Here is a 26,545-nt window from a genome sequence, read left to right on the forward strand (position 1 = left end):
GGAAACAGGGTTGTGCCTTTCGCCACGCCATGTAATAAATAACAAATGGATGAAAGAACTGGTAACAAAATTTCAAATAGCTCGACACGTATCGCCCAGTGGCTAAGCAGCGTTCAGGCCCGCAGCGGTGATCTGGCCGCCAGCGAAAGCAAGGTCATTGCCCTGCTGATGACCGATCCCTTGTTCGTCGGTACGAGCACAGCTGCGCAGGTCGCCGCCCGCGCGGGCGTCTCTGCGCCAAGCGTGGTACGCGCTGCACGGGCGGTGGGCTTCGGCGGCTTCGCCGAACTGAAGATCGAGATCGCACGGGCACGGGGTACCAACCAATTCTTCGCACCTCCACAGGCGCTCGGAGCCAATGCAACGTCGGTTGACGTGATCCAGTCTTCGATCCATGCCGGCACTCACGCCCTGGATGCGCTGCTGGGCGCGCTGGACATCGCAGCGCTCGACCGAGCGGTTGAAGCGCTGCGCTCTGCCAGGCAAGTGATCGCCTTCGGCGCCGGCCCGTCCTCCATCGTGGCCGCCGACGCCGTCTTCCGCCTGCGTGCGGTGGGCGTAACGACGGTCGGCATCCAGGACCATCTGTCAGCGATGATCGCTACACGCCTGTTAGGACAGAACGATGTCGTAATCGCCGTCAGCTCGACCGGACGCACAGCCACCACACTCGCCGTTGCCGACGCCGCGTCTTCGGCCGGGGCTTCGCTGATCGCCATCACCAATCAGTACGGCACGCCACTGGCCAATCTCGCGGACACCGCTCTGGTGATCGGCGGCGCACCGCTGCCGGCGCAAATGGCTGCCGCCGGCAGTCGGCTGGCCCAGCTAGTGGTCGTCGACTCGCTGGTCATGGCGCTCGCCATGCGCGACCCTGAGCGCAACCGTCGAGCCGAGCGGGCCGGTATCGACCTGCCCGATATCGACTGATGGGCCTCGACACAATAGCGCTCGTGCTCATCGCAGCCACCGCCCATGCGCTGTGGAACGTCGCCGCGAAGTACAAGCGTGGCGACACCTTGCTGTTCGTCTGGGCCTATACCTGCGCCAGCGCGCTAGTGTGCCTGCCGATCGGCTTGGTACTGATGGCCGATCAGCACCAAGCACTCGATGGCCGGCTCCTGGTCGCCTCCGTCGTCTCGGCGCTACTGCACATCGTCTACTCGCTCATCCTCCAAGCTGGCTACGACCGCGCAGAGCTTGGCGTGGTGTATGCAGTCGCCCGTGGCTCGGGTCCACTGCTGACCATGGTGATCGCGGTTACCCTGCTCGGGGAGCGCCTAGGCTTGGCAGCGATGTGCGGCGCGTTGCTCATCGTCATCGGGATCTTCGTCGTCGTCGGACAGGTTTTCGGGGGCGCTGGCCGCCTGCTGTCCCCAGGCGTGTTCTGGGGTGTGGCGACCGGGACCAGCATCGCCGGGTATACGTTATGGGACAGCCACGCTGTCACCGGGTGGCATTTACCGCCGGTCAGCTACTACGCCGGCACGCTGCTACTACAGGGCCTGATCCTGACCCCTTTCGCGTTGAGACGCCAGCATGGCATTGCGGTCGCGCTGCGTGCCAACGCAGCGCCGATCCTGGCCGTCGCCCTGCTCTCCCCGCTGGCCTATGTGCTGGTGCTGACCGCCATGCAGCGCGCACCGGTGGCACTGGTCGCGCCGATGCGCGAGTCTTCAATCGTCATCGGTTCATTCCTGGCGTGGTGGTTTTTTCATGAAGGCCACCTCGCACGGCGCATCCTCGGCGGGCTGATCGTGCTGGCCGGAATCACGGTGATCAGTCTTTTTTGAACTCTGCCTGTTCCGATCGCCTCAACCAGAGACCGATCCGCGAACGTCCCGGAGTTCGTCATGGCCAAGCCGCTGCAGGAATACCAGCGCAAACGCGATTTCAAGGCCACGCCCGAGCCCTCTGGCAAGGGCCGTCGCCAAGCCGCAGACCACGCGCTGCAGTTCTGCATCCAGAAGCACGACGCCAGCCACCTGCATTACGACTTCCGCCTGGAGCTGGACGGTGCACTCAAAAGCTGGGCGGTGCCCAAAGGGCCGTCACTCGACCCCAGCGTGCGCCGCCTGGCCGTACACGTTGAAGATCATCCGCTGGATTACGCCGACTTCGAAGGGCACATTCCCGAGGGGCATTACGGCGCCGGCGATGTGATCGTCTGGGATCGGGGCGTGTGGCAGCCTGAAGGTGATCCGCAGGTGGCCTATGCCAAGGGCAAGCTGCGCTTTCGCCTGCAAGGGGAGAAGCTCGGTGGAACGTGGAATCTTTTTCGCACGCGCCTGGAAGGCAAGAAAGAACAGTGGATGCTGGTCAAGTCCAAGGACGATCACGCCCGTAGCGAGGACGACTACAGCATCGTCGAGGACCAACCCGACAGCGTCGTCAGCGATCGCACCCTGACGCCGCGCACGCGCAAGACCGCAAAGTCCACACCCGCTCGGGCGAAGAAAGCCAGCCTGCCCCAGACACTGCAACCACAACTGGCCACGCTGGTGGACGCCCCGCCTGCGGGCGACTGGCGCTATGAAGTGAAATTCGACGGCTACCGCATTCTGGCGCGAATCGACGGCCAGGATGTGCGCCTGTTCACCCGCAACGGCCATGACTGGAGCGCGCGCATGCCGCGGCTGGTGGACGCCCTGCGTGCGCTGTCCGTGGACAGCGCCTGGCTCGACGGTGAGGTGGTGGTCAACGGCGATGGCGACGTCGCGGATTTCCAGGCGCTGCAAAACGCCTTCGACCGCGATGACGACCACGCCATTCGTTATTACCTGTTCGACCTGCCCTTCCTGGGCGGCAAGGACTTGCGCCCGGTGCCGCTGTCGCAGCGCCGAGACGCGCTGCAACAGCTCCTGGCGGACGATGCATCCGATGTGCTGCATTACTCCGGCGACTTCGATCAACCGCTCGACTCGCTGCTCGACAGCGCCTGTCGTCTGGGGCTCGAAGGCCTGATCGGCAAACGTGCCGACAGCCCCTACAGCGGCAAGCGCAGCCGCGACTGGATCAAGCTCAAATGCACGCGGCGCCAGGAGTTCGTCATCGTCGGCTACACCGACCCCAAGGGCAGCCGCACGGCCTTCGGTGCCCTGCTGCTGGCCCTGCACGACGCCGACAGCGGCGAATTGCGCTACGCCGGTCGAGTGGGCACCGGGTTCAGCGCCGCCACCCTGAAAACCCTCTATGCCCAGCTCAAGCCCTTGCACAGCGCCAAGCCTGCACTGGCGAAGCCGCCCAGCGGTGCCCAGGCCCACGGCGTGCACTGGCTCAAACCACGGTTGCTGGCTGAGGTTGCCTACGCCCAGATGACCCGCGACGGTATCGTGCGCCACGCTGTGTTCCACGGGCTGCGCGACGACAAGCCAGCCACTGCCATCGACCTGGAACAACCCATGCCCAAGCCCGCTGCAAAGCGCCGCAAGGCCGAGCCTGAAGCCCTCGGCGATCTGCACCTGACTCACCCGGACCGCGTCATCGATGCCACCACCGGTGCGACCAAGCGCCAGGTGGTGGAGTACTACGCCCAGGTGTCCGAGTGGTTGCTGCCACAGCTCAAGGATCGTCCCGTGGCTTTGGTGCGCGCACCTGAAGGGCTGAGCGGGGAGCTGTTTTTCCAGAAACATGCCGGGCAACTGCACCTGCCTCACGTGCGCACGTTCGACAAAGCCCAGGCTGGTCAGGCTGCCATGGTGCTGAACCGGGTCGACAGCATGCTGGGCGCCGTGCAGATGAACACCCTGGAATTTCATACCTGGAACGCCACGACCCGGGACTTCGACAAGCCCGACCGCCTGGTGCTCGACCTGGACCCGGACCCGGCGTTGCCCTGGAAAGCCATGGTCGAAGCGACCCAATTGACCCTCACCTTGCTCGAGGAACTGGGCCTGAAGGTGTTCCTCAAGACCAGCGGTGGCAAAGGCATGCACCTGGTGGTGCCGCTCACCCGACGCGCCTCCTGGGAGCAGGTAAAGGGGTTCAGTCATGCCCTGGTGCAACACATGGCGGACCTGTTCCCAGATCGCTTTTCGGCCGTGTCCGGCCCGAAGAATCGGGTGGGCCGGATCTTCATCGACTACCTGCGCAATGCCCAGGGCGCGACCACCGTCAGCGCCTATTCGGTGCGCGCGCGCGATGGACTGCCGGTGTCGGTGCCGATCTGGCCCGAGGAACTGACGCAGCTCAAAGGCGCTGACCAGTGGACCCTCATCAACCTGCACGAACGCCTGGCCGACCTCGACGACCCTTGGGCGCAGATGGGCACGACCCGCCAATCGATCACCGCGCGCATGCGCAAGCAACTGGGAATGGACGCCACCGCATGAACAGTGATCCAACCATCGACTCAACACGCTTGGCGTCTCTGCTGCGCGCCTTCGGCGAGCGCAGCCAGGCCCTGCATCTGGACTCTGAATTGGCCACGCTGATGCAGGCAATGCAGGCCGAGGCACTCGATGAGCTGCCCCTGCCCGGTCAGGGCCAGACCTTGCAACGCTGGCAAGTGCTGGCACGCGTCGGCGGTTGTGACCTGGCGCTGGCCAAGTTGTACGAGGGCCATACCGATGCCCTGGCGATTCTGGCCGAGTGCGGTGCAGCCCACTTGGCCGGCGATGGCCTCTGGGGCGTGTGGGCAGCGGAGCCGCCCGACGCACGGGCCCGAATCGTCGCCCGGGACGGCGACCAGGTCCGACTGCACGGCGCCAAGGCCTGGTGTTCCGGGGCCTTGCAGGTGAACCGGGGGCTGATCACTGCCTGGACTGCAGACGAGAAGCCGCAACTGGTGGCCATCGAACTGCCGCATCCCAGCCAGCGCGTGATTACCGACCCTTGGCAGGCCCAAGGCATGGCAGCCACCGCCAGCGTGACCCTCAACTTCGACGACTCACCTGGCATTGCCGTCGGCGAGCCGGGACAGTACCTGTCGCGCCCCGGCTTCTGGCAAGGCGGTGCGGGCATCGCCGCCTGCTGGTACGGGGCCGCCGCAGCGATCGCCGATTACCTGCGCGAACATTGCCGCACGCCCCGGGCCGATGCCCATGCCCACGCGCATCTGGGCGCGGTGGACAGCGCCTTGCTCGGGGCACGTGCCGCGCTGCGCGAGTGCGCGGCGTGGATCGATGCCCACCCTGTGGCCGATGCCAGCTACCCAGTGCGTCGCACGCGGGCCCAGGTCGAGCAGGCGGCCGAGCAGGTTCTGCACCATGTCGGGCGCGCACTGGGCGCCACGCCGTTCTGCCGCGACAGTCATTTCGCCCGGCTCAACGTCGATCTACCCGTTTACCTGCGCCAGAGCCACGCCGAGCGCGACCTGGCAGCCCTTGGACAACAGCGGGCGCAGCGCCCAGCAGGAGACTGGCAGCTATGAGCGAGAACCTTATCCAGGCCTGCGCTGGCACGCCCTGGAGCGAATGGCAGAAGTCCGCCCACCTGGCCCGCGCCCCGTGGATCACCCCCGAACAGCTGTGTCCGCCTGGGCGTCGCCTGGTCCTGGTGGCGCCGCATCCAGACGATGAGATCCTCATGGCGGGCGGTCTGCTCAGCCATTTCCAGGGGCGTGAGCAGGACCTGATCCTGATCTCCGCCACCGACGGCGAAGGTAGCCATCCTGGCTCCGAGCACTGGAGCGAGCGACGCTTGCGCCACCAGCGTCCGCTGGAAAGTCAGCATGCCCTGCAGCAGCTCGATCTGCAGTTGCGCGAGCTGGACTGGCGGCGCCTGAACCTCAAGGACGGCGCCCTGCCCCGCGACGAGCCGTTCCTGGTCAATCACTTGAGCCAACTGCTGCAGCCGGGCGACCTGTTGATGTGTCCTTGGCGCCTGGACGGCCACTGCGACCATGACGCCGTGGGCCGCGCCTGCGCCCAGGCGGCCCAGGCGCGCGGTGCGGAGCTGGCCGAGGTGCCGGTCTGGGCCTGGCACTGGGCGCAGGCCGATGACCCGCGCCTGCCATGGCAACGCGCACGGCGGATCCAGTTGAGCGACGCCAGCCTGGCGCGAAAGCGTCAAGCCATCGCTGCCCACGTCAGCCAGTTGCAGGCCGATGACGACCGTCCGCCGGTGCTGTCCGCCAAGCTGCTGGAATGCCTGCTGCAACCCTTTGAACTGGTGTTTCTCTGAAGAAGGATCTGCCATGAGCCTCGATGCCGAGTATTTCGCCGACCTGTACGCCCGCAACGAAGACCCGTGGGCCTTTCGCACCCGCTGGTACGAGAAGCGCAAGCGCGACCTGGTGATGGCGAGCTTACCGCGCCAGTGCTACGAACGGATCTTCGAACCGGCTTGCGCCAACGGTGAACTCAGCGCGCTGCTGGCCGAGCGCTGCGCCGGGCTGCTGTGCCAGGACCTCGATCAAACGGCGGTCGAGCTGACCCGCGCGCGCCTGGCCGATGCTCCCCATGCCAGCGCTGAACAGGCGCGCCTGCCGGGAGACTGGCCGGGCGGCAGCTTCGACCTCATCGTGCTCAGCGAAGTGGGCTACTACCTCGATGCACGCGCCTGGCGGCAGGTCATCGAGCAGTCGGTGGCCAGCCTGAGCTATGACGGCGGGCTGCTTGCCTGCCACTGGCTTCATCCCATCGCCGGCTGCCCGCAGGATGGCCGCGAAGTGCACGCGCGGCTGGCCGAGTATCTGCCACTGTACCGCGTGTTCCGCCACGAGGAAGCGGACTTCCTGCTCGAGTACTGGTCGTGCCAACCCAGCGTGGTCGACCTGGACGAGACCTGCCTATGATCGCCGTCATCATTCCCGCGCATAACGAGGCCCGACGCCTGGGCCGCTGTCTGAAAGCGGTGAAAGCCGCCGCACTCGCGGCGCAGACGGCGGGTCACGAGGTGCAGATCCTGGTGGTGCTGGATCGCTGCAGCGACACCAGTGGGCGTATTGCCGAGCGCCTCGGCGTCGACACCTTGAGCCTGGACGCGGGCAACGTGGGCTGCGCCCGGCGTGCCGGCGCCGAGGCCATGCTCGAGCGCGGCGCCCACTGGCTGGCCTGCACCGATGCCGACAGCCGCGTGCCCGCGCATTGGCTGATGTGGCAACTGCAATGCGAGGCCGAGGCCGTCTGCGGCACGGTGCACGTGGACCGCTGGGAGCCTTGGCAGGACGCCGCGCTGCGCCGCCTGTACCGCAGCCGCTACGAAGCTCGCGAAGGACACCGACACATTCATGGGGCCAATCTCGGCATCTGTGCCCAGGCCTATCGGCGGGCGGGCGGTTTCCAGCCGTTGTCGGCCCATGAGGACGTGCAGTTGGTGCGCGCGCTGGAAGCCAATGGTGCGCAGATCGCCTGGACTGCGCGCAACAGCGTGGCCACCAGCAGTCGTCGGGACAGCCGGGCACGGGAGGGATTTGGGGATTATCTGGCGCAGTTGGCGGGGTCGTGAGTCGATACCGCCAGAAAGAGAGGCTGGGGCCTGGCGATCAGGCCCGCAAGGTGGGCTCAGGGACGCAGCTTCGGCTCCACGTCGCGCAAACGTTCATTGATCTCGCGCGTGTCGTTTTCCAGTTCCTTGACCTCAGTCGGCGTGATGACCTTGTCCACGGTTTCGGTGGCAGGGTTGGGACGCTCCAAGGCAGGCCCCTCGTTGCGCTCGCCCTTCTGCAGGCGATCCGAAGACACGGCATCGGGCACTTTATCCTGCGACTGTTGGGGATCATGGGATTTCATTGCATACCTCCGCGATTCACTGACTGATGTTCAGCAGAACCCGCTGCGCTTGGAAGGTTCGATCGGGTATCGCTGAACGACGCCTGCAACAGCGAGGCGATACGCCCGCCGCCCAGACCGGCCTGGACCAGGCACTGGTTGGCCGCAGCCAGGTGCGCGTCGAGGCGCTGGCGGGTGCCCTTTTCGCCGCACAGGGCAAAGAGCGTCGACTTGCCTTGATCCTTCAGGCAGTCCTTGCCGGTGTCGCTGTCGCCATCCTTCAGGTCGTCCAGCAACTGGAACGCCTGCCCGAGTTCCTCGGCGAAGGCATGCAGCGCGCGGCTGACGTCTAGCGAGGCATTGGCCATGCGGCAGGCCATCTCGATGATGGCACCGAACAGCACACCGGTCTTGAGCTGGTTGGTCTCGGCGATCTGCTCGGCGGTGCGCGGCGTCGCGCCATCGCGCAGGTCCTGCAACTGGCCTTTGACCAGGCCCTGCACGCCGATGGTGTCCGAGAGCGTCGCCACCAGGGCGTTGCGCACGCGTGGACTGAGGGTTTCCAGTGCCGACAGCAGGCCGAAGGCGCGCGACAGCAAGGCAATCGCCGCAAGGATCGCCACGTCTTCGCCAAAAGCCCGATGCAGGGTCGGCCGTCCGCGACGCAACGCGGCGTCGTCCATGCACGGCAGGTCGTCCAGCACCAACGAGGCCGCATGCACCATCTCAATGGCGCACCCGGCCTGCAAGGCGGCCTGCGGACAAGCGCCGAGGTCTTCGACCAGCAGCGCCAGCAGCAGCGGACGCAGACGTTTGCCCGGCGCCAGCGTGCAGTGGCGCATGCCTTCGGCCAACAGGTCGCGCTCGTGGCCGACCGCAGGCAACAGTTGCTCAAGGCGCGTTTCGAGGGCCCCACGCAAGTGGGCGAGGTGCTCGGCAAAATCGGTGTCGGTCAGCGCCGCCGCGCAGGTGATGGTCGTCATTCCGGCCTCTGGATGCAGGCGGCACGCAGGCCGCGGTGAAAAGGAACGACTGGCAGGTGCCGTTGCCTGATGCTGTGCAGTTTTTTCAGCTTAGCTATACACAGCCCTCTATGTTGTATAGCTCGCTTCAGCACAGACCTCACCTGTGCGCAGATGATTCCATGCTAGGGAGCCGGCATGAACGAAAACATGCTCAGTCAACGCAAGAACGATCACTTGGACATCGTCCTGGCCTCTGCTGCCGGAAACCCGGGCGATGATGGCGCCGGTTGGTCGGCGCTGCGCTTCGAACACTGTGCCCTGCCGGAGCTGGACCTGGACGCCATCGACCTGAGTACCCACCTGTTGGGCAAGGCGTTGCGCGCACCGCTGCTGATCAGTTCCATGACCGGCGGCGCCGACCGCGCCGAGGCCATCAACCGGCACCTGGCAGAAGCCGCCCAGGCGCTGGGCATCGCCATGGGCGTCGGCTCCCAGCGCGTGGGCCTGCGCAGCGGCAATGACCAGGGCCTGACGGCTGAATTGCGGCGCCTGGCGCCGGACATCCTGCTGCTGGCCAACCTCGGTGCGGCGCAATTGCGCGAAGTCGATGGCCTGGAACTGGCGCAGCGGGCGGTGGATAGCGTGCAGGCCGACGCCCTGATCGTGCACCTGAACCCCCTGCAGGAAGCGGTGCAGGCCGAAGGCGACCGCGACTGGCGTGGCGTGCTGGGGCGCATCGAAGCGCTGGCCAAGGCGCTGCCGGTGCCGCTGATCGCCAAGGAAGTGGGCAGCGGCATCTCGCCGACGGTGGCGCGCCAACTGGTCGAAGCGGGCGTCAGTGCCATCGACGTGGCGGGTGTCGGCGGCACCCGTTGGGCCGCAGTGGAGGCTGCGCGTGCCGCCAGCCCGGCCGACCGCGCCGTCGCGCTGGCCTTCGCCGACTGGGGTATACCCACCGCCCAGGCGGTGCTGAGCGTGCGTCGGGCGTTGCCCGGCGTGGGACTGATCGCCTCCGGGGGTGTTCGCGACGGCATCGATGCGGCCAAGGCCATTCGTCTCGGCGCCGACCTGGTCGGCCAGGCCGCAGGGGTGCTGGAGGCGGCCACCCGCTCCAGTGAAGCGGTGGTCGAGCACTTCCACGTGCTGATCCGCCAGTTGCGCATCGCCTGCTTCTGCACCGGCTCGGCCGACCTGGCGCAATTGCGCCGAGCACGGCTGCTGACTCAGGCGCCGCTGCCGATATGAGCCACTTCGCCGTCGTTGCGCCGACCTACCCCAGCCACTTCAGCGCCTTGCAGGCACTGGGTCTGGCGTTGGTCGAACGCGGCCATCAGGTCACCTTCATGCAGCAGCACGGCGTCGCCGGTTGGCTCGATGACCCACGCATCGGCTTCGTCGGCTTAGGCCCGCAGGCGCGTGGCGAGGCGGATGTCGCCCAGGCTCTGCACCTGGCCGGACGCACAGGCAATCCCTGGCACCTGTACCGGCTGATTCGGCAGATGGCCGACAACAGCGCGTTGCTGTGCGAGCACCTGCCGGACGCCTTGCGCAAGCATCAGGTCGACGCGTTGATCTGCGACCAGATGGCCCCTGCGGGTGCACTGATCGCCGAGGCGCTGCACCTGCCGAGCGTGTCGGTGGCCTGCGCGTTGCCGGTGAATCGCGAAGCGGGAATACCCTTGCCGGTCGTCCCCTTCGCAGCGGGTACGGATGCCCGCGCGCTGCGCCTGCAAGCCGGCAGCGAGCGCGTGCATGACGGGCTGATGACACCGCTGTCGAAGGTATTGATGCGCGCTTGCCGGCACCATGGGCTGGCGCCCAGAGGCCAATTGCATGCCTTTCTCTCGCCATTGCTGCAACTGAGTCAAATGCCCGCTGGCTTGGACTTCCCACGCCAGCACTGGCCCGCCCATGCACATGCCCTCGGACCGCTGCGCCGCACCACGCGCGAGGCACCCGGCACCTGGCCGATCAGCGCCGAACGGCCGCTGGTGTTCGCCAGCCTCGGCACCCTGCAAGGGCATCGCTTCGACCTGTTCGAGCGCATCGCCAGCGCCTGTCAGCACCTCGAGGTCCAACTGCTGCTCGCCCATTGCGGCGGACTCGATGCCCAGCAGCAGGCTCGTTTGCATGCCCGCGGCGCAACCTTCGTCACCGATTTCGCCCCTCAGCAGTGGGCGGTGCGGCGCGCCGATGTGGTGATCAGCCACGGCGGCCTGAACACTGTGCTCGACGCTGCCGTGGCCGGCACCCCGCAACTGGTGCTGCCGATCGCCTTCGACCAACCGGGCGTGGCCGCACGAGTCGAGCATCATCGTTTCGGCCTGCGTCTGCCGCACCGGGCCAGCCGTGCGCGGATCGCCCAAGCCTTGAATGAACTGCTCCAGGCGCCAGCGGGCCGCTTCAGGTCGCTGGCCGAGGACTCAGCAGCATTGGACGGCGCACAACGCGGGGCACAGTTGATCGAACAGGCGCTGGCCAGCGGCCGCGCGGTCCTGAACGAGGAGGCAACGTGCGCTTCGATCTGATTCTCGCCGGCGGCGGCCTGGCCAACGGCTTGATCGCCTGGCGCCTGCGCACGCTGCGCCCGGAACTGAACATCCTGTGTCTGGAACAGGCCCAACGCCTGGGCGGCAATCACACTTGGTCATTCCATGACGCCGACCTCAGCGCCGCGCAGCAACGCTGGATCGAGCCGCTGGTGGTCAAGCGCTGGCCGGCCTATCAGGTGCACTTCCCGGCCTTCTCGCGCAACTTGCCCTGTGGCTACGCCAGCCTCGACAGCGAGCGCTTCGCCGAGGTGCTGACCCCAGCGCTGGGTCTGAGCCTGCGCACCGGTTGTGCGGTGGCCAGCGTGGCCGCCGATCACGTGCTGCTGGACGATGGCAGGCGACTGCAAGCGCGCGTGGTGATCGATGGCCGTGGCGCTCGACCCAGTGCGCACCGGGCGCTCGGGTATCAGGCTTTCGTCGGTCAACTGCTGCGCCTGGACCGCCCGCACGGCCTGCAGATCCCCGTGTTGATGGACGCACGAGTCACCCAGGGTCAGGGCTACCGGTTCGTCTACCTGCTGCCGTTCAGCGACGACACCGTGCTGGTGGAGGACACCCACTACGTCGATGACGCCGCGCCGTCCGCCGACACCCTGCGCCAGCACATCGCCGAGTACGTGCACCAGCAAGGCTGGTCGGTGGCGGCCTGCCTGCGCGAGGAACAGGGCGTGCTGCCGATCACCCTCGCCGAGGACCTGCCTGGCGCCTGGCGCGAGGCCGGCGGCCTGCCCTGCTCCGGCCTGCGCGCCGGACTGTTCCACAGCACCACTGGCTACTCGCTGCCGGACGCCGTGCGCCTGGCCGACTGGCTGGCGACCCAGCCGCTGGATGACAGCGCCCAACTGGCGACGGCGCTGGGTCAGTACGTGCACCGTCACGGCCAGCGCCAGGGCTTCTACCGACTGCTCAACCGTATGCTGTTTCTCGCCGGCCGCCCGCAGGATCGCTGGGGCGTGCTGCAGCGTTTCCATCGCCTCCCGGCACCGTTGATCGCCCGTTTCTACGCCGGTCACAGCACCTGGCGCGATCAACTGCGTATCCTCACCGGCAAGCCACCCGTTCCCGTCGCCGCGGCTATCAAGGCGGCGCTTCGCTCTTCACCCAGGCATTTCAAGGACAATCGATGACCCCAGGCAAATCGGCAGTGGTAATTGGCGCAGGCATCGGCGGGCTGGCCCTGGCGATTCGCCTGCAAAGCGCCGGCGTGCGCACCACGCTGCTGGAGCGACGCGACAAGCCAGGTGGACGGGCTTACGTCTACCACGACCAAGGGTTCACCTTCGACGCCGGGCCCACCGTGATCACCGATCCGGGCGCCCTGGAAGCGCTGTTCACCGGCGCCGGACGGCAGATGGCCGACTACGTCGAAATGCTGCCGGTCAGCCCGTTCTACCGATTGTGCTGGGAAGACGGCACCTCTTTGGATTATGGCAACGACCAGGACGACCTGGAGCGGCGTATCCATGCCCTGGAGCCGGCCGACGTGGACGGCTATCGACGCTTTCTCGCCTATTCCCGGCAGGTGCTCGACGCGGGCTACATCAAGCTTGGCGCGGTGCCGTTCCTGTCGTTTCGCGACATGCTCCAGGCCGGTCCGCAGTTGGCCCGCCTGCAGGCGTGGCGCAGCGTGTACAGCAAGGTGGCGCAGTACATTCGCCACCCCAAGCTGCGCCAGGCATTTTCCTTCCACGCGCTGCTGGTGGGTGGAAACCCGTTCGCGACCTCGTCGATCTACAGCCTGATCCACGCCCTGGAACGTGAATGGGGCGTGTGGTTTCCCCGCGGCGGCACGGGCGCGCTGGTGCAAGGCATGGCCCGCCTGTTCGAGGACCTGGGCGGCACCTTGGCCCTCAATGCCGAGGTCGCGACCTTGCAGACCCAGGGCGACCGCCTCACCGGCGTCACCACCCGTGACGGCCGCCAGTTCCAGGCCGACTGTGTGGCCTCCAATGCCGACGTGGTGCACACCTACAAGGATCTGCTGGCCGGTCACCCACGTGGCCAACAGCATGGCCGCCAATTGGCCGGCAAGCGCTTCAGCAATTCGCTGTTCGTCATCCACTTCGGCCTCAAGCGCGCGCAACCACAGTTGCGTCACCACACCGTGTGCTTCGGTCCGCGCTACCGCGAGCTGATCCAGGAAATCTTCAACGGCGACACCTTGGCCGACGACTTCTCGTTGTACCTGCACGCGCCCTGCGCCACCGACCCGAGCCTGGCGCCGCCCGGCTGCTCGGCGCACTACGTGCTGGCGCCGGTGCCGCATCTGGGCAATGCCGACATCGATTGGCAGGTGCAAGGCCCGCGCTACCGCGATCGCATCCTCGACTATCTCGAACGTCACTACATCCCCGGCCTGCGCGAGGATTTGGTGACCTGTCGCATCTTCACCCCCGAAGACTTCCGCGACACCTTGGGCGCTCACCTGGGCTCGGCCTTCTCGCTGGAGCCGGTGCTCACACAAAGCGCGTGGTTCCGTCCGCACAACCGCGATGCGCAGTTGAGCAACCTGTACCTGGTGGGCGCCGGCACGCACCCCGGTGCGGGCGTGCCCGGTGTGGTGGCGTCGGCCAAGGCGACGGCGCAATTGATGCTCGAGGACCTGCAGCGATGAGTCATGACGAGCTGCTGGGCCACGCCGAGCGCAGCATCGCCGTCGGCTCGAAGAGCTTCGCCACGGCCTCGCGACTGTTCGACCCGCACACCCGGCGCAGTGCCGTGCTGCTGTATGCCTGGTGTCGGCATTGCGACGACGTCATCGACGGCCAGGAAGCCGGCCATGGCGCGGTGGTGATCGCGGTCGAGGAAGCCCAGCGGCGCCTGGCCGAGCTGCGCCGCCAGACCGATGTCGCCTTGTCGGCCGGTGAATTGCACGACCCAGCCTTCGCCGCCTTGCGGGACGTGGCGCGGCGCCATGGCTTCGACCCGCACGAGCCCTTCGACCTGCTCGAAGGTTTCGATCAGGACGTGCGCGGCCAGCGCTACCGCAGCCTCGACGACCTGCTCGGCTACTGCTATCACGTGGCCGGGGTGGTGGGCCTGATGATGGCCCGGGTGATGGGCGTGCGCGAGGCTGCTGTCCTCGACCGCGCCTGCGACCTGGGCCTGGCCATGCAACTGACCAACATCGCCCGCGATATCGTCGAGGACGCCGGCGTGCAGCGCTGTTACCTGCCCGAAGATTGGTTGCAGGCCCGGGGCATCGCCCCAGGTCAGATCGCCGCGCCCGAGCAGCGCGAGGCGTTAGCGCGTATCGCCGGTGACTTGATCGCGGCAGCCGAACCTTACTACGCCAGCGCCGAAGCCGGGCTCGCCGCCCTGCCCTGGCGCTCGGCCTGGGCCGTGGCCACGGCGGCGCGAGTCTACCGCGGCATCGGCTTGAAGGTACGCGCCCGTGGCCGCCACGCCTGGGACGTGCGCTGCTCGACCGGCAAGGCGGAAAAACTGCTGGCGGTGGCCTCAGGCCTGTGGCTGGCGCTCAGCGCTCGCTGGCGGCGCGATCGACCACGCGATCCGGGGCTGTGGCAGCGTCCACGGCGGGACGCTTCAACGGCCCGCCCTGACGCGTCCGCAGTTGCTCGCGCAGCCGCGCGATAGGCGGGGCATAGAGAAAGCCGAACGACACGCAGCCCTCGCGGCCTTTGACGGCGTGATGCATCAAGTGAGCCTGATACAGGCGCTTGGCGTAGCCACGCCGCGGGACGATACGCAGCGGCCAGCGGTGGTGCACCAGGCCGTCATGGGCGACGAAGTACAGCACGCCATAGGCGGTCATGCCGGCGCCGATCCACTGCAACGGATACCACCCGCCTGTGCCCAGGGCGATCAGCACGATGGCCAGCACGGCGAACACGACCGCGTACAGGTCGTTCTTCTCGAACCAGCCAGTGCGCGGCTCGTGGTGCGAGCGGTGCCAGCCCCAGCCGAAGCCATGCATCACATGCTTGTGCGCGAAGTACGCCACGCCTTCCATGGCGGCCAGAGTGACCAGGAAGGTCAGCAGGCTGGTGAACATCGTCGGGCTCTCCGGGTGGGTGATGGACGCAGCTTGGAGTATGGACCGGCGCGAGGCGTTCCGTGCGCACCTGGGTCAATTGGAATGAACGTCGCGCCGCGAGCATGACCCTAACCGATGACACCCACCCAGGAGGTGCACCATGGCAACGCTCCATCAACCGACCCCCGAGCACCCGCTCGACCCTTACGTCGATCCGATTCCGCACAATCCCGGAGATGAAGTACCCGTGCCGGAGCCTGAGCCGGAGGCGCCAGAATGGCCGGACGGCCAAGTGCCGCCTGAAGAGCAATCGGACGGTTGATCCGGACGCTGTGGCGGGCTCAGCGCCGCCGCCGTAGCGTCTGGCTCGGCAGTTCCTTGAACAACTGGCGATAACTTTCGGAAAACCGCCCCAGGTGCCAGAAGGACCAGCGCATCGCCACCTCTGCCACCGTCACGTCTCCCGCGTCCGGTCGCAGCAGGTCTCGGCGCGCGCCGTTGAGACGGCGCAAGCGCAGCCACTGCGCCGGCGGCATGCCCGTGAAGGCTTTGAAGGCGTGCTGCAACTGGCGCAGCGACACCCCCGCCACCTGCGCCAACCCCAGTAAATTGAGGGTCTCTTCGGGGCAGTCGGCCGCCCAGTCGCCGACCCGCTGCATGATCGCCCGCGCCTGCTCGCGTTGATCCTGCGCCGGGCCCTGCAGCCGTTGGCAGGCGCTGTCGAGGATGAACAGGCAGTCTTCGAGCAGTTGCTCGGCCAGCGCCTGCCCTTGCATGGGACAGTCGGCCTGGGTGAGGCGGGTCAGCGTGGTGCTGAGCCAGCGGCCGAACAGGGCGTTCTGTCCACTGCCCAGCGGCACCATGAACAAGCCCTGCAGATGCTCGAGGTCCAGACCATGCCGTTGCAGGAAGGCCTGGTCGAACACCACGGCGACCTCGCGGTAGTTCTCCGGCGTGATCCACAGGTTGCGGCTGTGTTCGTTGAGCAGGTAGAGGCTGTGCTCGACCTGGTCGAAACAGAAGGTCAGCGAGCCGGGCGGCGCGCGAAAGAACTGCTCGACGCGGGTGTTGAGCGATTCTTCGTAGACCTCCACGCCCTCGAGCGCCAGGCAGCGCAACTGGCCGCTGAAATGCCCGGGCGACATCTGCCGATAGTGCTGCTGCCATCCAGGAGTGGCGCGCACTTGCTCACCGACATCGGAGGTGCTGTAAGCCTGGACCTGCAAGGCGGGTTGCCTGTTCACGCGGCGTCCTTCTTGCACTCTTATGGTGCATTTTCTGACGAACAAAACGGATAGATCGCCCTGACGGGCTGCGCCCAAGATAGTCCCCAGCGTGCCCCGTGGGAAGGGGCTTGGCGATGGACGTTCGGCGTTCCACTGCACAGGCAAGCCCGCACCCACCACCAAAACCCAACCAAGAGGTCTGTATGAACGCCCCTTTCGATCAGCTGTCCGCCTGGCTGAAAGAACACCGCATCACCGAAGTGGAATGCGTGGTCAGCGACCTGACCGGCATCGCCCGTGGCAAGATCGCGCCGACCAACAAGTTCCTAAACGAGCGCGGCATGCGCCTGCCTGAAAGTGTGCTGTTGCAGACGGTCACCGGCGACTTCGTCGACGACGACCTCTACTACGCCCTGCTCGACCCGGCCGACATCGACATGATCTGTCGCCCGGACCCTACGGCGGTGTATCAGATTCCCTGGGCGATCGAGCCGACCGCCATCGTCATTCATGACACCTTCGACAAACACGGCAACCCCATCGAGCTGTCGCCGCGCAACGTCTTGAAGAAGGTGCTCAAACTGTACGCCGACAAGGGCTGGCAGCCGATCGTGGCGCCGGAAATGGAGTTCTACCTGACCCAGCGCTGCGAAGACCCGGACTTGCCCTTGCAGGTGCCCGTGGGACGCTCAGGCCGCGCCGAGAGCGGTCGGCAGTCGTTCTCCATCGATGCCGCCAACGAATTCGACCCGCTGTTCGAGGATGTCTACGACTGGTGCGAAATCCAGTGCCTGGACCTGGACACGCTGATCCACGAGGACGGCCCGGCGCAGATGGAAATCAACTTCCGTCACGGCGATGCGCTGGACCTGGCCGACCAGATCACCGTGTTCAAACGCACCATGCGCGAGGCTGCCCTCAAGCACAACGTCACCGCCACCTTCATGGCCAAGCCGATCACCGACGAGCCGGGCAGTGCCATGCACCTGCACCAGAGCGTGGTCGACATCGCCACCGGCAAACCGGTGTTCGCCAACGAGGATGGCAGCATGAGCGAGCTGTTCCTGCACCACATCGGCGGGCTGCAGAAGTACATCCCTCAGGTGTTGCCGATGTTCGCGCCGAACGTCAATTCGTTCCGCCGCTTTCTGCCGGACACCTCGGCCCCGGTGAACGTCGAGTGGGGCGAGGAAAACCGCACCGCCGGCCTGCGCGTACCCACCTCCAGTCCCGAGGCGATGCGGGTGGAGAACCGCCTGCCAGGCGCTGACGCCAACCCCTACCTGGCCATCGCCGCCAGCTTGCTGTGCGGCTACCTGGGCATGGTCGAGCGCATCGCACCGAGCGCGCCGGTGCAGGGTCGCGCCTACGAGCGGCGCAACCTGCGCCTGCCGATCACCATCGAGGATGCGTTGCAGCACATGGAGGACTGCCAGGTGCTGGAACAGTACCTGGGTCGCCAGTTTGTGCAGGGCTACGTGGCGGTCAAGCGCGCCGAGCACGAAAACTTCAAGCGGGTGATCAGTTCCTGGGAGCGGGAGTTCCTGCTGCTGAGCGTTTGAGCCGGCAGATCCCGCGCTCTCCTCCATTCGAATAACAAGAGGTGTCGACATGCGTCATCTGCAAACCCTGATTCCTACCGCCTTCGCCTTGCTGTTCGGTGCGGCGGCCCAGGCCGAGCCGACGGTCAGCGTCTACAACTGGACCGACTATATCGGTGACACCACCCTGGCCGACTTCCAAGCCAGCACCGGCATCAAGGTGGTCTATGACGTGTTCGACTCCAACGAGACCCTCGAAGGCAAGTTGCTGGCCGGACGCACCGGGTACGACGTGGTGGTGCCCTCGAACCACTTCCTCGCCCGCCAAGCCCAGGCCGGGGCCTTCCTCCCGCTGGACCGCAGCAAGCTGCCGAACTGGAAACACCTGGACCCGAAGCTGCTCAAGCAACTGGAGCAGAACGATCCGGGCAACCGCTATGCGGTGCCTTACCTGTGGGGCACCAACGGCATCGGCTACAACGTGGACAAGGTCAAGGCCGTGCTGGGCATCGACAAGATCGATTCCTGGGCGGTGCTGTTCGAGCCCGAGAACCTGAAGAAGCTCAAGCAGTGCGGCGTGGCGTTCATGGACTCGCCCGACGAACTCTTCCCAGCGGTCCTCAACTACCTGGGCATGAACCCGCGTAGCGAAAACCCCAAGGACTTCGCCAAGGCCGAAGCGCGCCTGCTGCAGTTGCGGCCCTACATCACCTACTTCCATTCCTCCAAGTACGTTTCGGACCTGGCCAATGGCGACGTCTGCGTGGCCTTCGGCTACTCCGGCGACGTGTTCCAGGCTGCCCACCGTGCCGAGGAAGCCCATAACGGGGTGAAGATCGCCTACAGCATTCCCAAGGAAGGCAGCAACCTGTGGTTCGACCTGCTGGCCATTCCCAAGGACGCCAGCAACCCGGAGCAGGCCCTGGCCATCATCAACTACCTGCTCGACCCGCAGGTGATCGCCAAGGTCAGCACCACCGTCGGCTATGCCAACGCCAATCCGCAGGCCAAGGCGTTCATGGACAAGTCGCTGGTCGACAACCCCGAGATCTACCCGCCCCAGGAAGTGCTGGATCGTTTGTACGTGTCCAGCATGCAGAGTCCGCCGATCATGCGGCTCATGACCCGTTCCTGGAGCAAGATCAAGTCCAACCGCTGATTTCGAGTGTCGCCGATGCCCCCTCAAACCGAACACACTGCTTCCTACTACGCGGCCACCGCCCGGGCCAAAACCCACTACCCCACGCTCCAGGGCGATCTGCACGCGGACGTGTGCGTGGTCGGTGGCGGTCTGACCGGCGTCAACACCGCACTGGAGCTGGCCGAGCGCGGTCTCTCGGTGATCCTGCTCGAAGCCCGCCGCATCGGCTGGGGCGCCAGCGGACGCAATGGCGGGCAATTGATCCGTGGCATCGGTCACGACGTATCGGGTTTCGCCCGGCATGTCGGCCAGGACGGTGTGCGCTACCTCAAGCAGGCAGGCTTGGACTCGGTGACGCTGGTGGCCGAGCGCATCGCCCGCTATGGCATCGAGTGCGACCTGCGCTGGGGCTTCTGCGAGCTGGCCAATACCCCGGCGCAGTTCGCCGCGTTCGACGGCGAACTGCGCGACCTCACCGACTTGGAATACGCCCACGAAACCCGCCTGATCGGCCCGCAGGATATCCACGAGATCGTCGCCAGCGACCAGTATGCGGGCGGTCTGGTGGACATGGGCTCAGGCCATCTGCATCCGCTTGACCTGGTCCAAGGCGAGGCGCGTGCGGCCAGCACCCTGGGGGTAAGGGTGTTCGAGCAGAGTCCGGTGCAGCGGATCGAGCACGGCGACACCGTCACCCTGCACTGTTCCGGGGGGACGGTGCGGGCCGAGCGTCTGGTGCTGGGGTGCAATGCGCATCTGGATGAGCTGGAACCGCGGCTCAGCGGCAAGGTGCTGCCAGCCGGCAGCTACGTGGTGGCCACCGAACGGCTATCCGAGGCACGGGCGCGCAGCCTGATCCCGCAGAATATGGCGCTGTGCGACCAGAAGGTCGGCCTGGACTACTACCGCCTCACCGCGGACCGGCGCCTGCTGTTCGGCGGCGCCTGTCACTATTCAGGCCGCGATCCGCAGGACATCGCCGCCTACATGCGTCCGAAGGTGCTCAAGGTGTTCCCGCAGTTGGCCGATGTGCGCCTGGACTTCCAATGGGGCGGCATGATCGGCATCACCGCCAACCGCTTTCCCCAAGTCGGCAGGCTGCGACAGCAGCCGAACGTCTACTACGCCCAGGGCTATTCAGGCCATGGTCTGAACGTCACCCACTGGACCGCGCGCCTGCTGGCCGAAGCCATCGCCACCGGTCACAGCACCGGCCTGGACATCTTCAGCGCCGTGCCGCACCTGACCTTCCCCGGCGGCAAGGCCCTGCGCTCGCCGCTGCTGGCGTTGGGCATGTTGTGGTATCGGATGCGGGAGCGATTGGGGTGATTCACACGAGGTTGCTCAGGCGTTGGCCATGAGTGCCCTCAACACTCGACGAACGCCACCGCCAATCCACCGCGCGAGGTTTCCTTGTAGTTGGCGTGCATATCAGCCCCGGTGTCGCGCATGGTGCGGATGACCCGGTCGAGGGAGATGAAGTGCTCGCCATCGCCACGCAGCGCCATCTGCACGGCGTTGATGGCCTTCACCGCGGCGATGGCATTGCGCTCGATGCACGGCACTTGGACCAGGCCGCCGACCGGGTCGCAGGTCAGGCCGAGGTTGTGTTCCAGGGCGATCTCGGCAGCGTTTTCCAGCTGCGGTGGCGTGGCGCCGAGCACCTCGGCCAAGCCTGCGGCCGCCATCGAGCAGGCCGAGCCGACCTCGCCCTGGCAGCCGACTTCCGCCCCGGAAATCGATGCGTTCTTCTTGCACAGGATGCCGACTGCAGCGGCGGCCAGCAGGAAAGTCACCACGTCGTCATCGCAGACGGTGGGGTTGAATTTCATGTAGTAGTGCAGCACCGCAGGGATGATTCCGGCAGCACCATTGGTGGGCGCAGTGACCATGCGCCCGCCCGCGGCGTTCTCTTCGTTGACCGCCAGGGCGAACAGGTTCACCCACTCCATGGCACTGAGCGTTGAGCCGATCACGTTGGGCTTGCCCAGTTCCTGCAAGCTTCGATGCAGGCGCGCAGCCCGGCGCTTGACCTTCAGGCCGCCCGGCAGGATGCCTTCGTTGCGCAGGCCGTTTTCCACGCACTCACGCATGGCCGCCCAGATGGCCAGCAGACCTGCGCGAATGTCTTCGTCACTGCGCCAGGCACGCTCATTGGCCATCATCAGCTGGCTGACGCTCAGGCCATGGGTCTTGCACAGCGCCAGCAGTTCGGCGCCGGAGGAAAACTCGTAGGGCAGCGTGACCTCGCCCTCGGCGCGGGCCGGTGCATCGATCTCGCGCTGCTCGACGATGAATCCGCCACCGACGGAGTAGTAGGTCTCGGTCAACAGACTGCCCGCCTCGCCCTGGGCCTCCAGGCTCATGGCATTGGGGTGGTAGGCCAGGTTCTCGTCGAGCAGGCGCATGTCGCGCGCATAGTCGAAGGGTATGGGATGCGTGCCATCGAGGATCAAGCACTGCTCCTGCAGCAATTGCTCGATACGCGGCTCGATGCTGTGCGGATCGATCCGGTCCGGCCATTGGCCCATCAACCCAAGCAAACAGGCGCGGTCGGTGGCATGGCCCACGCCGGTGGCCGACAACGAGCCGTACAGGCGCACCTCGACCCGCGTCACCTGGGCCAGCAGACCCGCTTCGCGCAGGTGCTGGGCGAAGGTCGCAGCAGCGCGCATTGGCCCCACGGTGTGGGAGCTGGACGGGCCGATGCCGATCTTGAAGAGGTCGAAAACGCTGATAGCCATACTAATATCTGGCCAGTGCGCGGATAGTCGGCACTGTCCAGTCCTCGCGGGTAATTGGTGAGAATTGCTTGTATGAGCAATACTGACGCGCGGGTCGCAGCATGACCAACGAAACTTTCTACACAAGCCATTAGCAGGACTAAACGATGAAAGGCCAATTGAATGGTCAGGTGTTCGTCTGGCTCCACGTGTTCGCCTGCGCAGCCCGGCACCTGTCGTTCACCCGATGCGCCGAAGAGCTGCACATCACGCCCGGCGCGGTGAGCCAGCAGATGCGCCAGCTCGAGGAGCGCTTGGGGTTTGCGCTGTTCCTGCGGCGCGCCCGGGGGGTGGAGCTGACCGCCGAGGGTCAGCGACTGGCGCTGACGGTTGCCGAGGCCTATGGCAGCATCGAGGCCGAACTGTTGCGCCTGGACGCAGGCGAGATCCGTGGCACCCTGCGCTTGCGCTCGATTCCCTCATTCTTGGCCAAATGGCTCACGCCGCGCCTGCCGCGCTTCCAGCAGCGCTATCCGGACATCGAACTGCGCTTGGTGGCCGAGGACAGTAAACAGGCGCTGAACGAAGGTGACTTCGACCTGGCCATCGACCTCAATGACGGCAGCTACCCAGGCATGCTCTCAACGCCGTTGCTGGACGAGCAGATCTTTCCAGTGTGCTCGCCAAGCCTGCTGCGCGGTCGCCCACCGCTGCACGGGCCGGCGGACCTGGTGCACTATCCGTTGCTGCATGACATCACGGCTTGGCGGGGGAGTTCGGAATACGCGGAGTGGGAGTTCTATCTCGAGGGGATTGGGGCCGGAGGGCTGGATGTGCGGCGGGGGCATACCTTCAATCGCAACCATCTCACCATCGAGGCGGCGATTGCCGGGATTGGGGTGGCGATTGCCAGGCGCACGTTGCTCAACGATGAGCTTGAGCGGGGGGCGTTGATCGTGCCGTTTGGGGTGGCCATTCCTAATCACAAGCGGTATGTGCTGCTGTATCCGCCTGGGGGGTTGACTCAGCCAGGGGCACGGGCGGTGCATGATTGGCTGGTGGAGGAGGCTCGGGTTTTTCGGGGGGGTGGGGTTTTGGGGTGATCTGGTTTTTTTTGAGGGGTGGTTTTGATTTGTGGGCTTATCCGGTGGCTGTGGTGAGGCTGATTCACCTTTTCGCCCTTACGGCGACCCTCTTTTTTTCTAGGAAAAAAGAGGGGCAAAAACCGCTTGCTCCCGCATACGGCCCCTGCGCTGCGCGCAGGGGTTCCCTCGCGCCGGCGTCGCTCCGGGAGGACCGCGCTTAGGGGCCTTCCTGGCCCCAAGCGCTTGACGGGCATCCATGCCCGTCACCTCCCTGCGCAACGCCTCTGCTCGGCCTCCTGAGGTCGCGGTTGGCGGTGTTTGAGCTACCGCGCACTAAGATCAAAAGCAACGGCAACGGCAACGGCAACGGCAACGGCAACGGCAACGGCGATTTGATCGCGCAGCGCTCCAGAACATCTGCCCCACCGCCCCGCTTCTAAGCGCGCAATCGTGCAGACGCCGCCACTCGCGACCTCAGGAGGCCGAGCAGAGGTGGCATGGAGGGGGTTGACGGGCAGGGATGCCCGTCAAGCGCTTGGGGCCATGGATGGCCCCTAAGCGCGGTACCCCCGGAGTGCCACCGGCGCGAGGGAACCCCGCAGCGCAGCGCAGGGGCCGGATGCGGGAGCAAGCGGTTTTTGCCCCCTTTTTTCCAAGAAAAAAGGGGGTCGCCGTAAGGGCGAAAAGGTGAATCAGCCTCACCACAGCCACCGGATATTCACCCAAACCCAGCAGCAGCAGCCCTCCAAAAAAGGCCAAAGCGCCGAGTTAGCACACCCAACCCCACCCAAGATGAATTTTTCTTAAATTCCTGCTTTTCTATTCTTTGGCACAATCCCTCCATCCACCCGCCGATCAGGTTATTAGCATGCCCCGCGTACTGACCATCGAAGACGACGCCGTCACCGCCCAGGAAATCGTCGCCGAGCTCTCCAGCCACGGCCTGGAAGTCGACTGGGCAGACAACGGCCGCGAAGGCCTGGCCAAAGCCATCGCCGGAGGCTACGACATGATCACCGTCGACCGCATGCTCCCGGAGGTCGATGGCCTGACCATCGTCACCACCCTGCGCAGCCTGAAGATCGCCACCCCCATCCTCATGATCAGCGCCCTCTCGGATGTCGACGAACGCGTGCGCGGCCTGCGTGCCGGCGGTGACGACTACCTGACCAAACCCTTCGCCTCCGATGAAATGGCCGCCCGCGTCGAAGTGCTGTTGCGTCGCAACAGCGTGCCCATGACTCAGACCCGCCTGCAGGTCGCCGACTTGGAGCTGGACCTGATCAGCCACGAAGCCCGCCGCGGCGAAAGCAGCCTCAACCTGCTGCCCACCGAATACAAATTGCTCGAGTTTCTCATGCGCCATTCCGGCCAGGTGATCACCCGGATGATGATCTTCGAAGAAGTCTGGGGCTATCACTTCGACCCCGGCACCAACCTGATCGACGTGCACATCGGCCGCCTGCGCAAGAAAATCGATCCCCCCGGCCAGACGCCCCTGATCCGCACCGTACGGGGCTCCGGCTATGCCATTGCCGAACCCGTCTAAAGGCTGGAGTTCCTCCACCAGCCGCCTGCTGGCGCTGTACAGCTTCCTGTTCGTGGCCTGGAGCAGCATCCTCATGGGCGTGCTGTACTTCGAGGTCACCAGCTACCTGAACAAGCTGACCCGCCACTCGATGCTGCAACGTCAGCACCTGTTCGTGCACATGTCCGGCAAGCAACTCGATGACGCCCTTATCGCCAGCCAGGCCTTCGAAGAGCGCAGCTTCGATGCCTATGGCCTGTTCGATGCACAACTCAATCCGCTGGGCGGGCGCATACGCTCGGTCCCGTCCGAGCTCGCCCTCGATGGCAAGGTCCACGAACTCAAGCGCTGCCTGGACGCCGACGATCCGCACCTGCCGCGCGACAGTTGCGATGCCGTGGGCCTGCGGGTGGCCGATGGCCGCTGGTTGGTCCTGGTGCGCGATAACGGCTCGCTGTTCGTGGTCACGCGGATCATCCTGCATGCGCTGCTGTGGGGTATCTCGCTGACGTTGATCCCAGGCTTCGCGGGCTGGTACCTGCTGCGCAGACGGCCGCTCAAGCGCATTCGCGCGGTGCAGGCCAGCGCTGAGCTGATCGTCGCCGGCGACCTCACCCACCGCTTGCCGCTGTCGGCGCGACGCGACGAGCTGGACATGCTGGCCGCCATCGTCAACGCCATGCTCGACCGCATCGAACGACTGATGCACGAGGTCAAGGGCGTGTGCGACAACATCGCTCACGACCTGCGCACCCCGCTGACCCGCCTGCGCGCCCAGCTCTACCGCATCCGCCAGCAAAGCGGTGCCGACTCCGCCCAGGCCGAGGCTCTCGACCAGGCCATCGGTGAGACCGACACGCTCATGGCGCGCTTTCGCGGGCTGCTGCGCATCAGTGAGCTGGAAGACCGCCAACGCCGCGCCGGCTTCGTCGAGCTCGATCCGCACAACCTGCTGGTCGAACTGCACGACTTCTACCTGCCCCTGGCCGAAGACGGCGGTATTCGCCTGACACTGCAACAGCCCGCGCACCTGCCCGCATTGCACGGCGACCGCGAACTGCTGTTCGAGGCCCTGGCCAATCTGGTCGGCAATGCCATCAAGTTCACTCCCGAAGGCGGACAGGTGCGCATCCAGGCCGTGCAGGACGCCGCGGGCGTGCATGTGGCCATCGAGGACAGCGGTCCGGGCATCCCTGAACAGGAACGGACCGCCGTGCTCAAACGCTTCTACCGCAGCGAAGAAGGCCATCGTCATCCAGGCTTCGGCCTCGGGCTGTCGATCGTGGCGGCGATCGTCGACCTGCATGGCTTCACCCTCGAAGTCGGTGGCAGCGAATGGGGCGGCGCACGTCTGGTGCTGCATTGCCTACCCGCCGACGCGCGCGCCTAGACCCAGCGTCGGTCTGATGGCCTCTGGCAAGCCTTGGACCCCTCATCCAGGCTTGCCAGGGGCCAGCCACGCCGCCAGACTTGCCTGCCCAGCCCTAGCAGGAACCCCCATGATCCAGCTCCGCCCCATGACCGCCGAGGACTTCGAGCGCTTCTGGCCGACCTTCCAGCACGTCGTCCACGCGCGCGAAACCTACGCCTACGACCCGCAACTGACCCAGCAGCAGGCTCGCCAGCTTTGGCTCGACCTGCCGCTGCACACCTACGTGGCCGAGGCCGACGGTCAGTTGCTCGGTTCCTACTACCTCAAGGCCAATGCCGCAGGCCCCGGCGCCCATGTGGGCAACTGCGGTTACATGGTCACCGAGCAGGCGCGCAGGCGCGGCGTGGCCCGGGCGATGTGCGAGCACTCGCAGAAGCTGGCGCGCCAGGAAGGATTTCTGGCCTTGCAGTTCAATTCGGTGGTGTCGAGCAACGAGGTGGCGGTGGCGCTGTGGCAAAAGCTGGGCTTCGAGATTGTCGGGCGCCTGCCCAAGGCCTATCGCCATGCCCACCTGGGACTGGTGGACTGCCTGGTGATGTACAAGTGGTTGGCCGATGAGCCGGTCACGGAAAAACCTGCGCTGCTGATCGGACGCAAGAACATCGAGGCAAAAGTGTCGCGGCGACGCGGTCGGTAAGGGCTGTCGCACAGCCCCTACCGATCACGCACATTGCGCCCCTGCCGGACGGCGGGGGCACGCGGG

25 protein-coding genes are annotated in these 26,545 nt (G+C 65.9%); 20 read left to right on the top strand and 5 right to left on the bottom strand.

From position 1 onward, the window contains the following. Nucleotides 1-45: 45 nt before the first annotated feature. From ACK2SD_RS14130 to ACK2SD_RS14160, 7 genes are read left to right on the top strand one after another with little or no spacing between them, the layout of a single operon-like run. Nucleotides 46-930 carry a MurR/RpiR family transcriptional regulator gene (locus ACK2SD_RS14130; RefSeq protein ID WP_412460080.1) on the top strand — a complete coding sequence of 295 codons (885 nt, stop codon included), beginning with the start codon at nucleotides 46-48 and terminating at the stop codon, nucleotides 928-930. Then, on the top strand, nucleotides 930-1,793 hold the full coding sequence (locus tag ACK2SD_RS14135; RefSeq protein WP_412460081.1) for a DMT family transporter: 864 nt from the start codon (nucleotides 930-932) through the stop codon (nucleotides 1,791-1,793). The genes ACK2SD_RS14130 and ACK2SD_RS14135 overlap by 1 nt, the downstream gene beginning before the upstream one ends. A 60-nt stretch (nucleotides 1,794-1,853) precedes the next feature. After that, entirely contained in the window at nucleotides 1,854-4,331 is a 2,478-nt protein-coding gene (gene ligD, locus ACK2SD_RS14140; protein ID WP_412460082.1) for a DNA ligase D, read from the top strand. After that, the gene (locus tag ACK2SD_RS14145; protein WP_412460083.1) at nucleotides 4,328-5,371 is read left to right on the top strand and encodes an acyl-CoA dehydrogenase; all 1,044 of its coding nucleotides are present in this window, start codon (nucleotides 4,328-4,330) and stop codon (nucleotides 5,369-5,371) included. Before ligD ends, ACK2SD_RS14145 begins: the two co-directional genes overlap by 4 nt. Then, nucleotides 5,368-6,123: a PIG-L deacetylase family protein gene (locus tag ACK2SD_RS14150; protein ID WP_412460084.1), complete on the top strand. Its 756-nt coding sequence runs from the start codon at nucleotides 5,368-5,370 to the stop codon at nucleotides 6,121-6,123. The genes ACK2SD_RS14145 and ACK2SD_RS14150 overlap by 4 nt, the downstream gene beginning before the upstream one ends. 13 nt (nucleotides 6,124-6,136) lie before the next feature. After that, the gene (locus tag ACK2SD_RS14155) at nucleotides 6,137-6,736 is read left to right on the top strand and encodes a class I SAM-dependent methyltransferase (protein ID WP_039577365.1); all 600 of its coding nucleotides are present in this window, start codon (nucleotides 6,137-6,139) and stop codon (nucleotides 6,734-6,736) included. Next, on the top strand, nucleotides 6,733-7,389 hold the full coding sequence (locus ACK2SD_RS14160; RefSeq protein ID WP_412460085.1) for a glycosyltransferase: 657 nt from the start codon (nucleotides 6,733-6,735) through the stop codon (nucleotides 7,387-7,389). Before ACK2SD_RS14155 ends, ACK2SD_RS14160 begins: the two co-directional genes overlap by 4 nt. A gap of 56 nt (nucleotides 7,390-7,445) precedes the next feature. Here ACK2SD_RS14160 and ACK2SD_RS14165 read toward each other — a convergent pair whose 3' ends face one another. After that, nucleotides 7,446-7,673, bottom strand: a complete 228-nt coding sequence (locus ACK2SD_RS14165) for a hypothetical protein (RefSeq protein WP_039577358.1) — start codon at nucleotides 7,671-7,673, stop codon at nucleotides 7,446-7,448. Next, a complete protein-coding gene (locus ACK2SD_RS14170) occupies nucleotides 7,670-8,635 on the bottom strand; it encodes a polyprenyl synthetase family protein (RefSeq protein WP_412460086.1) in 966 nt (321 codons plus the stop codon). The genes ACK2SD_RS14165 and ACK2SD_RS14170 overlap by 4 nt, the downstream gene beginning before the upstream one ends. Before the next feature lie 177 nt (nucleotides 8,636-8,812). Between ACK2SD_RS14170 and fni the strand changes: the two genes are divergently transcribed. From fni to ACK2SD_RS14195, 5 genes are read left to right on the top strand one after another with little or no spacing between them, the layout of a single operon-like run. Continuing rightward, the gene (gene fni, locus ACK2SD_RS14175) at nucleotides 8,813-9,862 is read left to right on the top strand and encodes a type 2 isopentenyl-diphosphate Delta-isomerase (RefSeq protein ID WP_412460087.1); all 1,050 of its coding nucleotides are present in this window, start codon (nucleotides 8,813-8,815) and stop codon (nucleotides 9,860-9,862) included. After that, complete coding sequence (locus ACK2SD_RS14180) at nucleotides 9,859-11,145, top strand: glycosyltransferase (protein ID WP_412460088.1); 1,287 nt, start codon at nucleotides 9,859-9,861, stop codon at nucleotides 11,143-11,145. Before fni ends, ACK2SD_RS14180 begins: the two co-directional genes overlap by 4 nt. Then, entirely contained in the window at nucleotides 11,130-12,296 is a 1,167-nt protein-coding gene (gene crtY, locus ACK2SD_RS14185; RefSeq protein ID WP_412460089.1) for a lycopene beta-cyclase CrtY, read from the top strand. Before ACK2SD_RS14180 ends, crtY begins: the two co-directional genes overlap by 16 nt. Then, nucleotides 12,293-13,783, top strand: coding sequence for a phytoene desaturase (locus ACK2SD_RS14190; RefSeq protein ID WP_116888092.1), 1,491 nt, complete (start codon nucleotides 12,293-12,295; stop codon nucleotides 13,781-13,783). Before crtY ends, ACK2SD_RS14190 begins: the two co-directional genes overlap by 4 nt. Next, on the top strand, nucleotides 13,780-14,766 hold the full coding sequence (locus ACK2SD_RS14195) for a phytoene/squalene synthase family protein (RefSeq protein WP_412460090.1): 987 nt from the start codon (nucleotides 13,780-13,782) through the stop codon (nucleotides 14,764-14,766). The genes ACK2SD_RS14190 and ACK2SD_RS14195 overlap by 4 nt, the downstream gene beginning before the upstream one ends. On the opposite strand, the gene ACK2SD_RS14200 is transcribed toward ACK2SD_RS14195, so the two are convergent. Beyond that, nucleotides 14,648-15,184 carry a sterol desaturase family protein gene (locus ACK2SD_RS14200; RefSeq protein ID WP_412460091.1) on the bottom strand — a complete coding sequence of 179 codons (537 nt, stop codon included), beginning with the start codon at nucleotides 15,182-15,184 and terminating at the stop codon, nucleotides 14,648-14,650. The two genes, ACK2SD_RS14195 and ACK2SD_RS14200, sit on opposite strands and share 119 nt — an antisense overlap. A gap of 142 nt (nucleotides 15,185-15,326) precedes the next feature. Between ACK2SD_RS14200 and ACK2SD_RS14205 the strand changes: the two genes are divergently transcribed. Continuing rightward, a complete protein-coding gene (locus ACK2SD_RS14205) occupies nucleotides 15,327-15,488 on the top strand; it encodes a hypothetical protein (protein WP_412460092.1) in 162 nt (53 codons plus the stop codon). 19 nt (nucleotides 15,489-15,507) lie between these two features. On the opposite strand, the gene ACK2SD_RS14210 is transcribed toward ACK2SD_RS14205, so the two are convergent. Continuing rightward, entirely contained in the window at nucleotides 15,508-16,410 is a 903-nt protein-coding gene (locus ACK2SD_RS14210; protein ID WP_412460093.1) for a helix-turn-helix domain-containing protein, read from the bottom strand. 185 nt (nucleotides 16,411-16,595) lie between these two features. On the opposite strand from ACK2SD_RS14210, the gene ACK2SD_RS14215 reads away from it, so the two are divergent. From ACK2SD_RS14215 to ACK2SD_RS14225, 3 genes are read left to right on the top strand one after another with little or no spacing between them, the layout of a single operon-like run. After that, nucleotides 16,596-17,954: a glutamine synthetase family protein gene (locus tag ACK2SD_RS14215; RefSeq protein ID WP_039577339.1), complete on the top strand. Its 1,359-nt coding sequence runs from the start codon at nucleotides 16,596-16,598 to the stop codon at nucleotides 17,952-17,954. 49 nt (nucleotides 17,955-18,003) lie between these two features. Beyond that, nucleotides 18,004-19,092: a polyamine ABC transporter substrate-binding protein gene (locus ACK2SD_RS14220; protein WP_412460094.1), complete on the top strand. Its 1,089-nt coding sequence runs from the start codon at nucleotides 18,004-18,006 to the stop codon at nucleotides 19,090-19,092. 15 nt (nucleotides 19,093-19,107) lie between these two features. Continuing rightward, the gene (locus ACK2SD_RS14225; protein ID WP_412460095.1) at nucleotides 19,108-20,403 is read left to right on the top strand and encodes an NAD(P)/FAD-dependent oxidoreductase; all 1,296 of its coding nucleotides are present in this window, start codon (nucleotides 19,108-19,110) and stop codon (nucleotides 20,401-20,403) included. A gap of 38 nt (nucleotides 20,404-20,441) precedes the next feature. On the opposite strand, the gene ACK2SD_RS14230 is transcribed toward ACK2SD_RS14225, so the two are convergent. After that, a complete protein-coding gene (locus ACK2SD_RS14230; RefSeq protein ID WP_412460096.1) occupies nucleotides 20,442-21,818 on the bottom strand; it encodes an L-serine ammonia-lyase in 1,377 nt (458 codons plus the stop codon). A 146-nt stretch (nucleotides 21,819-21,964) separates the two neighbouring features. Between ACK2SD_RS14230 and ACK2SD_RS14235 the strand changes: the two genes are divergently transcribed. The 4 genes from ACK2SD_RS14235 (at nucleotide 21,965) to ACK2SD_RS14250 (ending at nucleotide 26,479) form a co-directional block, all read left to right on the top strand. Continuing rightward, nucleotides 21,965-22,900, top strand: a complete 936-nt coding sequence (locus tag ACK2SD_RS14235) for a LysR substrate-binding domain-containing protein (protein WP_116888088.1) — start codon at nucleotides 21,965-21,967, stop codon at nucleotides 22,898-22,900. An 850-nt stretch (nucleotides 22,901-23,750) separates the two neighbouring features. Beyond that, nucleotides 23,751-24,431 carry a response regulator transcription factor gene (locus tag ACK2SD_RS14240; RefSeq protein ID WP_039577318.1) on the top strand — a complete coding sequence of 227 codons (681 nt, stop codon included), beginning with the start codon at nucleotides 23,751-23,753 and terminating at the stop codon, nucleotides 24,429-24,431. Beyond that, nucleotides 24,409-25,800 (top strand): sensor histidine kinase, encoded by a 1,392-nt coding sequence (locus ACK2SD_RS14245; RefSeq protein WP_116888084.1) that lies wholly within the window; start codon nucleotides 24,409-24,411, stop codon nucleotides 25,798-25,800. Before ACK2SD_RS14240 ends, ACK2SD_RS14245 begins: the two co-directional genes overlap by 23 nt. 109 nt (nucleotides 25,801-25,909) lie before the next feature. Further along, the gene (locus ACK2SD_RS14250) at nucleotides 25,910-26,479 is read left to right on the top strand and encodes an N-acetyltransferase family protein (protein ID WP_412460097.1); all 570 of its coding nucleotides are present in this window, start codon (nucleotides 25,910-25,912) and stop codon (nucleotides 26,477-26,479) included. Nucleotides 26,480-26,545 lie beyond the last annotated feature (66 nt).

Origin of the sequence: Pseudomonas sp. SC11, assembly GCF_047039205.1 — a bacterium.
GTDB lineage: Bacteria > Pseudomonadota > Gammaproteobacteria > Pseudomonadales > Pseudomonadaceae > Aquipseudomonas > Aquipseudomonas boreofloridensis.

Bases quoted from the DNA above. Each gene is read 5' to 3' on its own strand.
- ACK2SD_RS14130 (WP_412460080.1), top strand. From the start codon at position 46: ATGGATGAAAGAACTGGTAACAAAATTTCAAATAGCTCGACACGTATC.
- ACK2SD_RS14135 (WP_412460081.1), top strand. From the start codon at position 930: ATGGGCCTCGACACAATAGCGCTCGTGCTCATCGCAGCCACCGCCCAT.
- ligD (WP_412460082.1), top strand. From the start codon at position 1,854: ATGGCCAAGCCGCTGCAGGAATACCAGCGCAAACGCGATTTCAAGGCC.
- ACK2SD_RS14145 (WP_412460083.1), top strand. From the start codon at position 4,328: ATGAACAGTGATCCAACCATCGACTCAACACGCTTGGCGTCTCTGCTG.
- ACK2SD_RS14150 (WP_412460084.1), top strand. From the start codon at position 5,368: ATGAGCGAGAACCTTATCCAGGCCTGCGCTGGCACGCCCTGGAGCGAA.
- ACK2SD_RS14155 (WP_039577365.1), top strand. From the start codon at position 6,137: ATGAGCCTCGATGCCGAGTATTTCGCCGACCTGTACGCCCGCAACGAA.
- ACK2SD_RS14160 (WP_412460085.1), top strand. From the start codon at position 6,733: ATGATCGCCGTCATCATTCCCGCGCATAACGAGGCCCGACGCCTGGGC.
- ACK2SD_RS14165 (WP_039577358.1), bottom strand. From the start codon at position 7,673: ATGAAATCCCATGATCCCCAACAGTCGCAGGATAAAGTGCCCGATGCC.
- ACK2SD_RS14170 (WP_412460086.1), bottom strand. From the start codon at position 8,635: ATGACGACCATCACCTGCGCGGCGGCGCTGACCGACACCGATTTTGCC.
- fni (WP_412460087.1), top strand. From the start codon at position 8,813: ATGAACGAAAACATGCTCAGTCAACGCAAGAACGATCACTTGGACATC.
- ACK2SD_RS14180 (WP_412460088.1), top strand. From the start codon at position 9,859: ATGAGCCACTTCGCCGTCGTTGCGCCGACCTACCCCAGCCACTTCAGC.
- ACK2SD_RS14190 (WP_116888092.1), top strand. From the start codon at position 12,293: ATGACCCCAGGCAAATCGGCAGTGGTAATTGGCGCAGGCATCGGCGGG.
- ACK2SD_RS14195 (WP_412460090.1), top strand. From the start codon at position 13,780: ATGAGTCATGACGAGCTGCTGGGCCACGCCGAGCGCAGCATCGCCGTC.
- ACK2SD_RS14200 (WP_412460091.1), bottom strand. From the start codon at position 15,184: ATGTTCACCAGCCTGCTGACCTTCCTGGTCACTCTGGCCGCCATGGAA.
- ACK2SD_RS14205 (WP_412460092.1), top strand. From the start codon at position 15,327: ATGGCAACGCTCCATCAACCGACCCCCGAGCACCCGCTCGACCCTTAC.
- ACK2SD_RS14215 (WP_039577339.1), top strand. From the start codon at position 16,596: ATGAACGCCCCTTTCGATCAGCTGTCCGCCTGGCTGAAAGAACACCGC.
- ACK2SD_RS14220 (WP_412460094.1), top strand. From the start codon at position 18,004: ATGCGTCATCTGCAAACCCTGATTCCTACCGCCTTCGCCTTGCTGTTC.
- ACK2SD_RS14225 (WP_412460095.1), top strand. From the start codon at position 19,108: ATGCCCCCTCAAACCGAACACACTGCTTCCTACTACGCGGCCACCGCC.
- ACK2SD_RS14230 (WP_412460096.1), bottom strand. From the start codon at position 21,818: ATGGCTATCAGCGTTTTCGACCTCTTCAAGATCGGCATCGGCCCGTCC.
- ACK2SD_RS14235 (WP_116888088.1), top strand. From the start codon at position 21,965: ATGAAAGGCCAATTGAATGGTCAGGTGTTCGTCTGGCTCCACGTGTTC.
- ACK2SD_RS14240 (WP_039577318.1), top strand. From the start codon at position 23,751: ATGCCCCGCGTACTGACCATCGAAGACGACGCCGTCACCGCCCAGGAA.
- ACK2SD_RS14245 (WP_116888084.1), top strand. From the start codon at position 24,409: ATGCCATTGCCGAACCCGTCTAAAGGCTGGAGTTCCTCCACCAGCCGC.
- ACK2SD_RS14250 (WP_412460097.1), top strand. From the start codon at position 25,910: ATGATCCAGCTCCGCCCCATGACCGCCGAGGACTTCGAGCGCTTCTGG.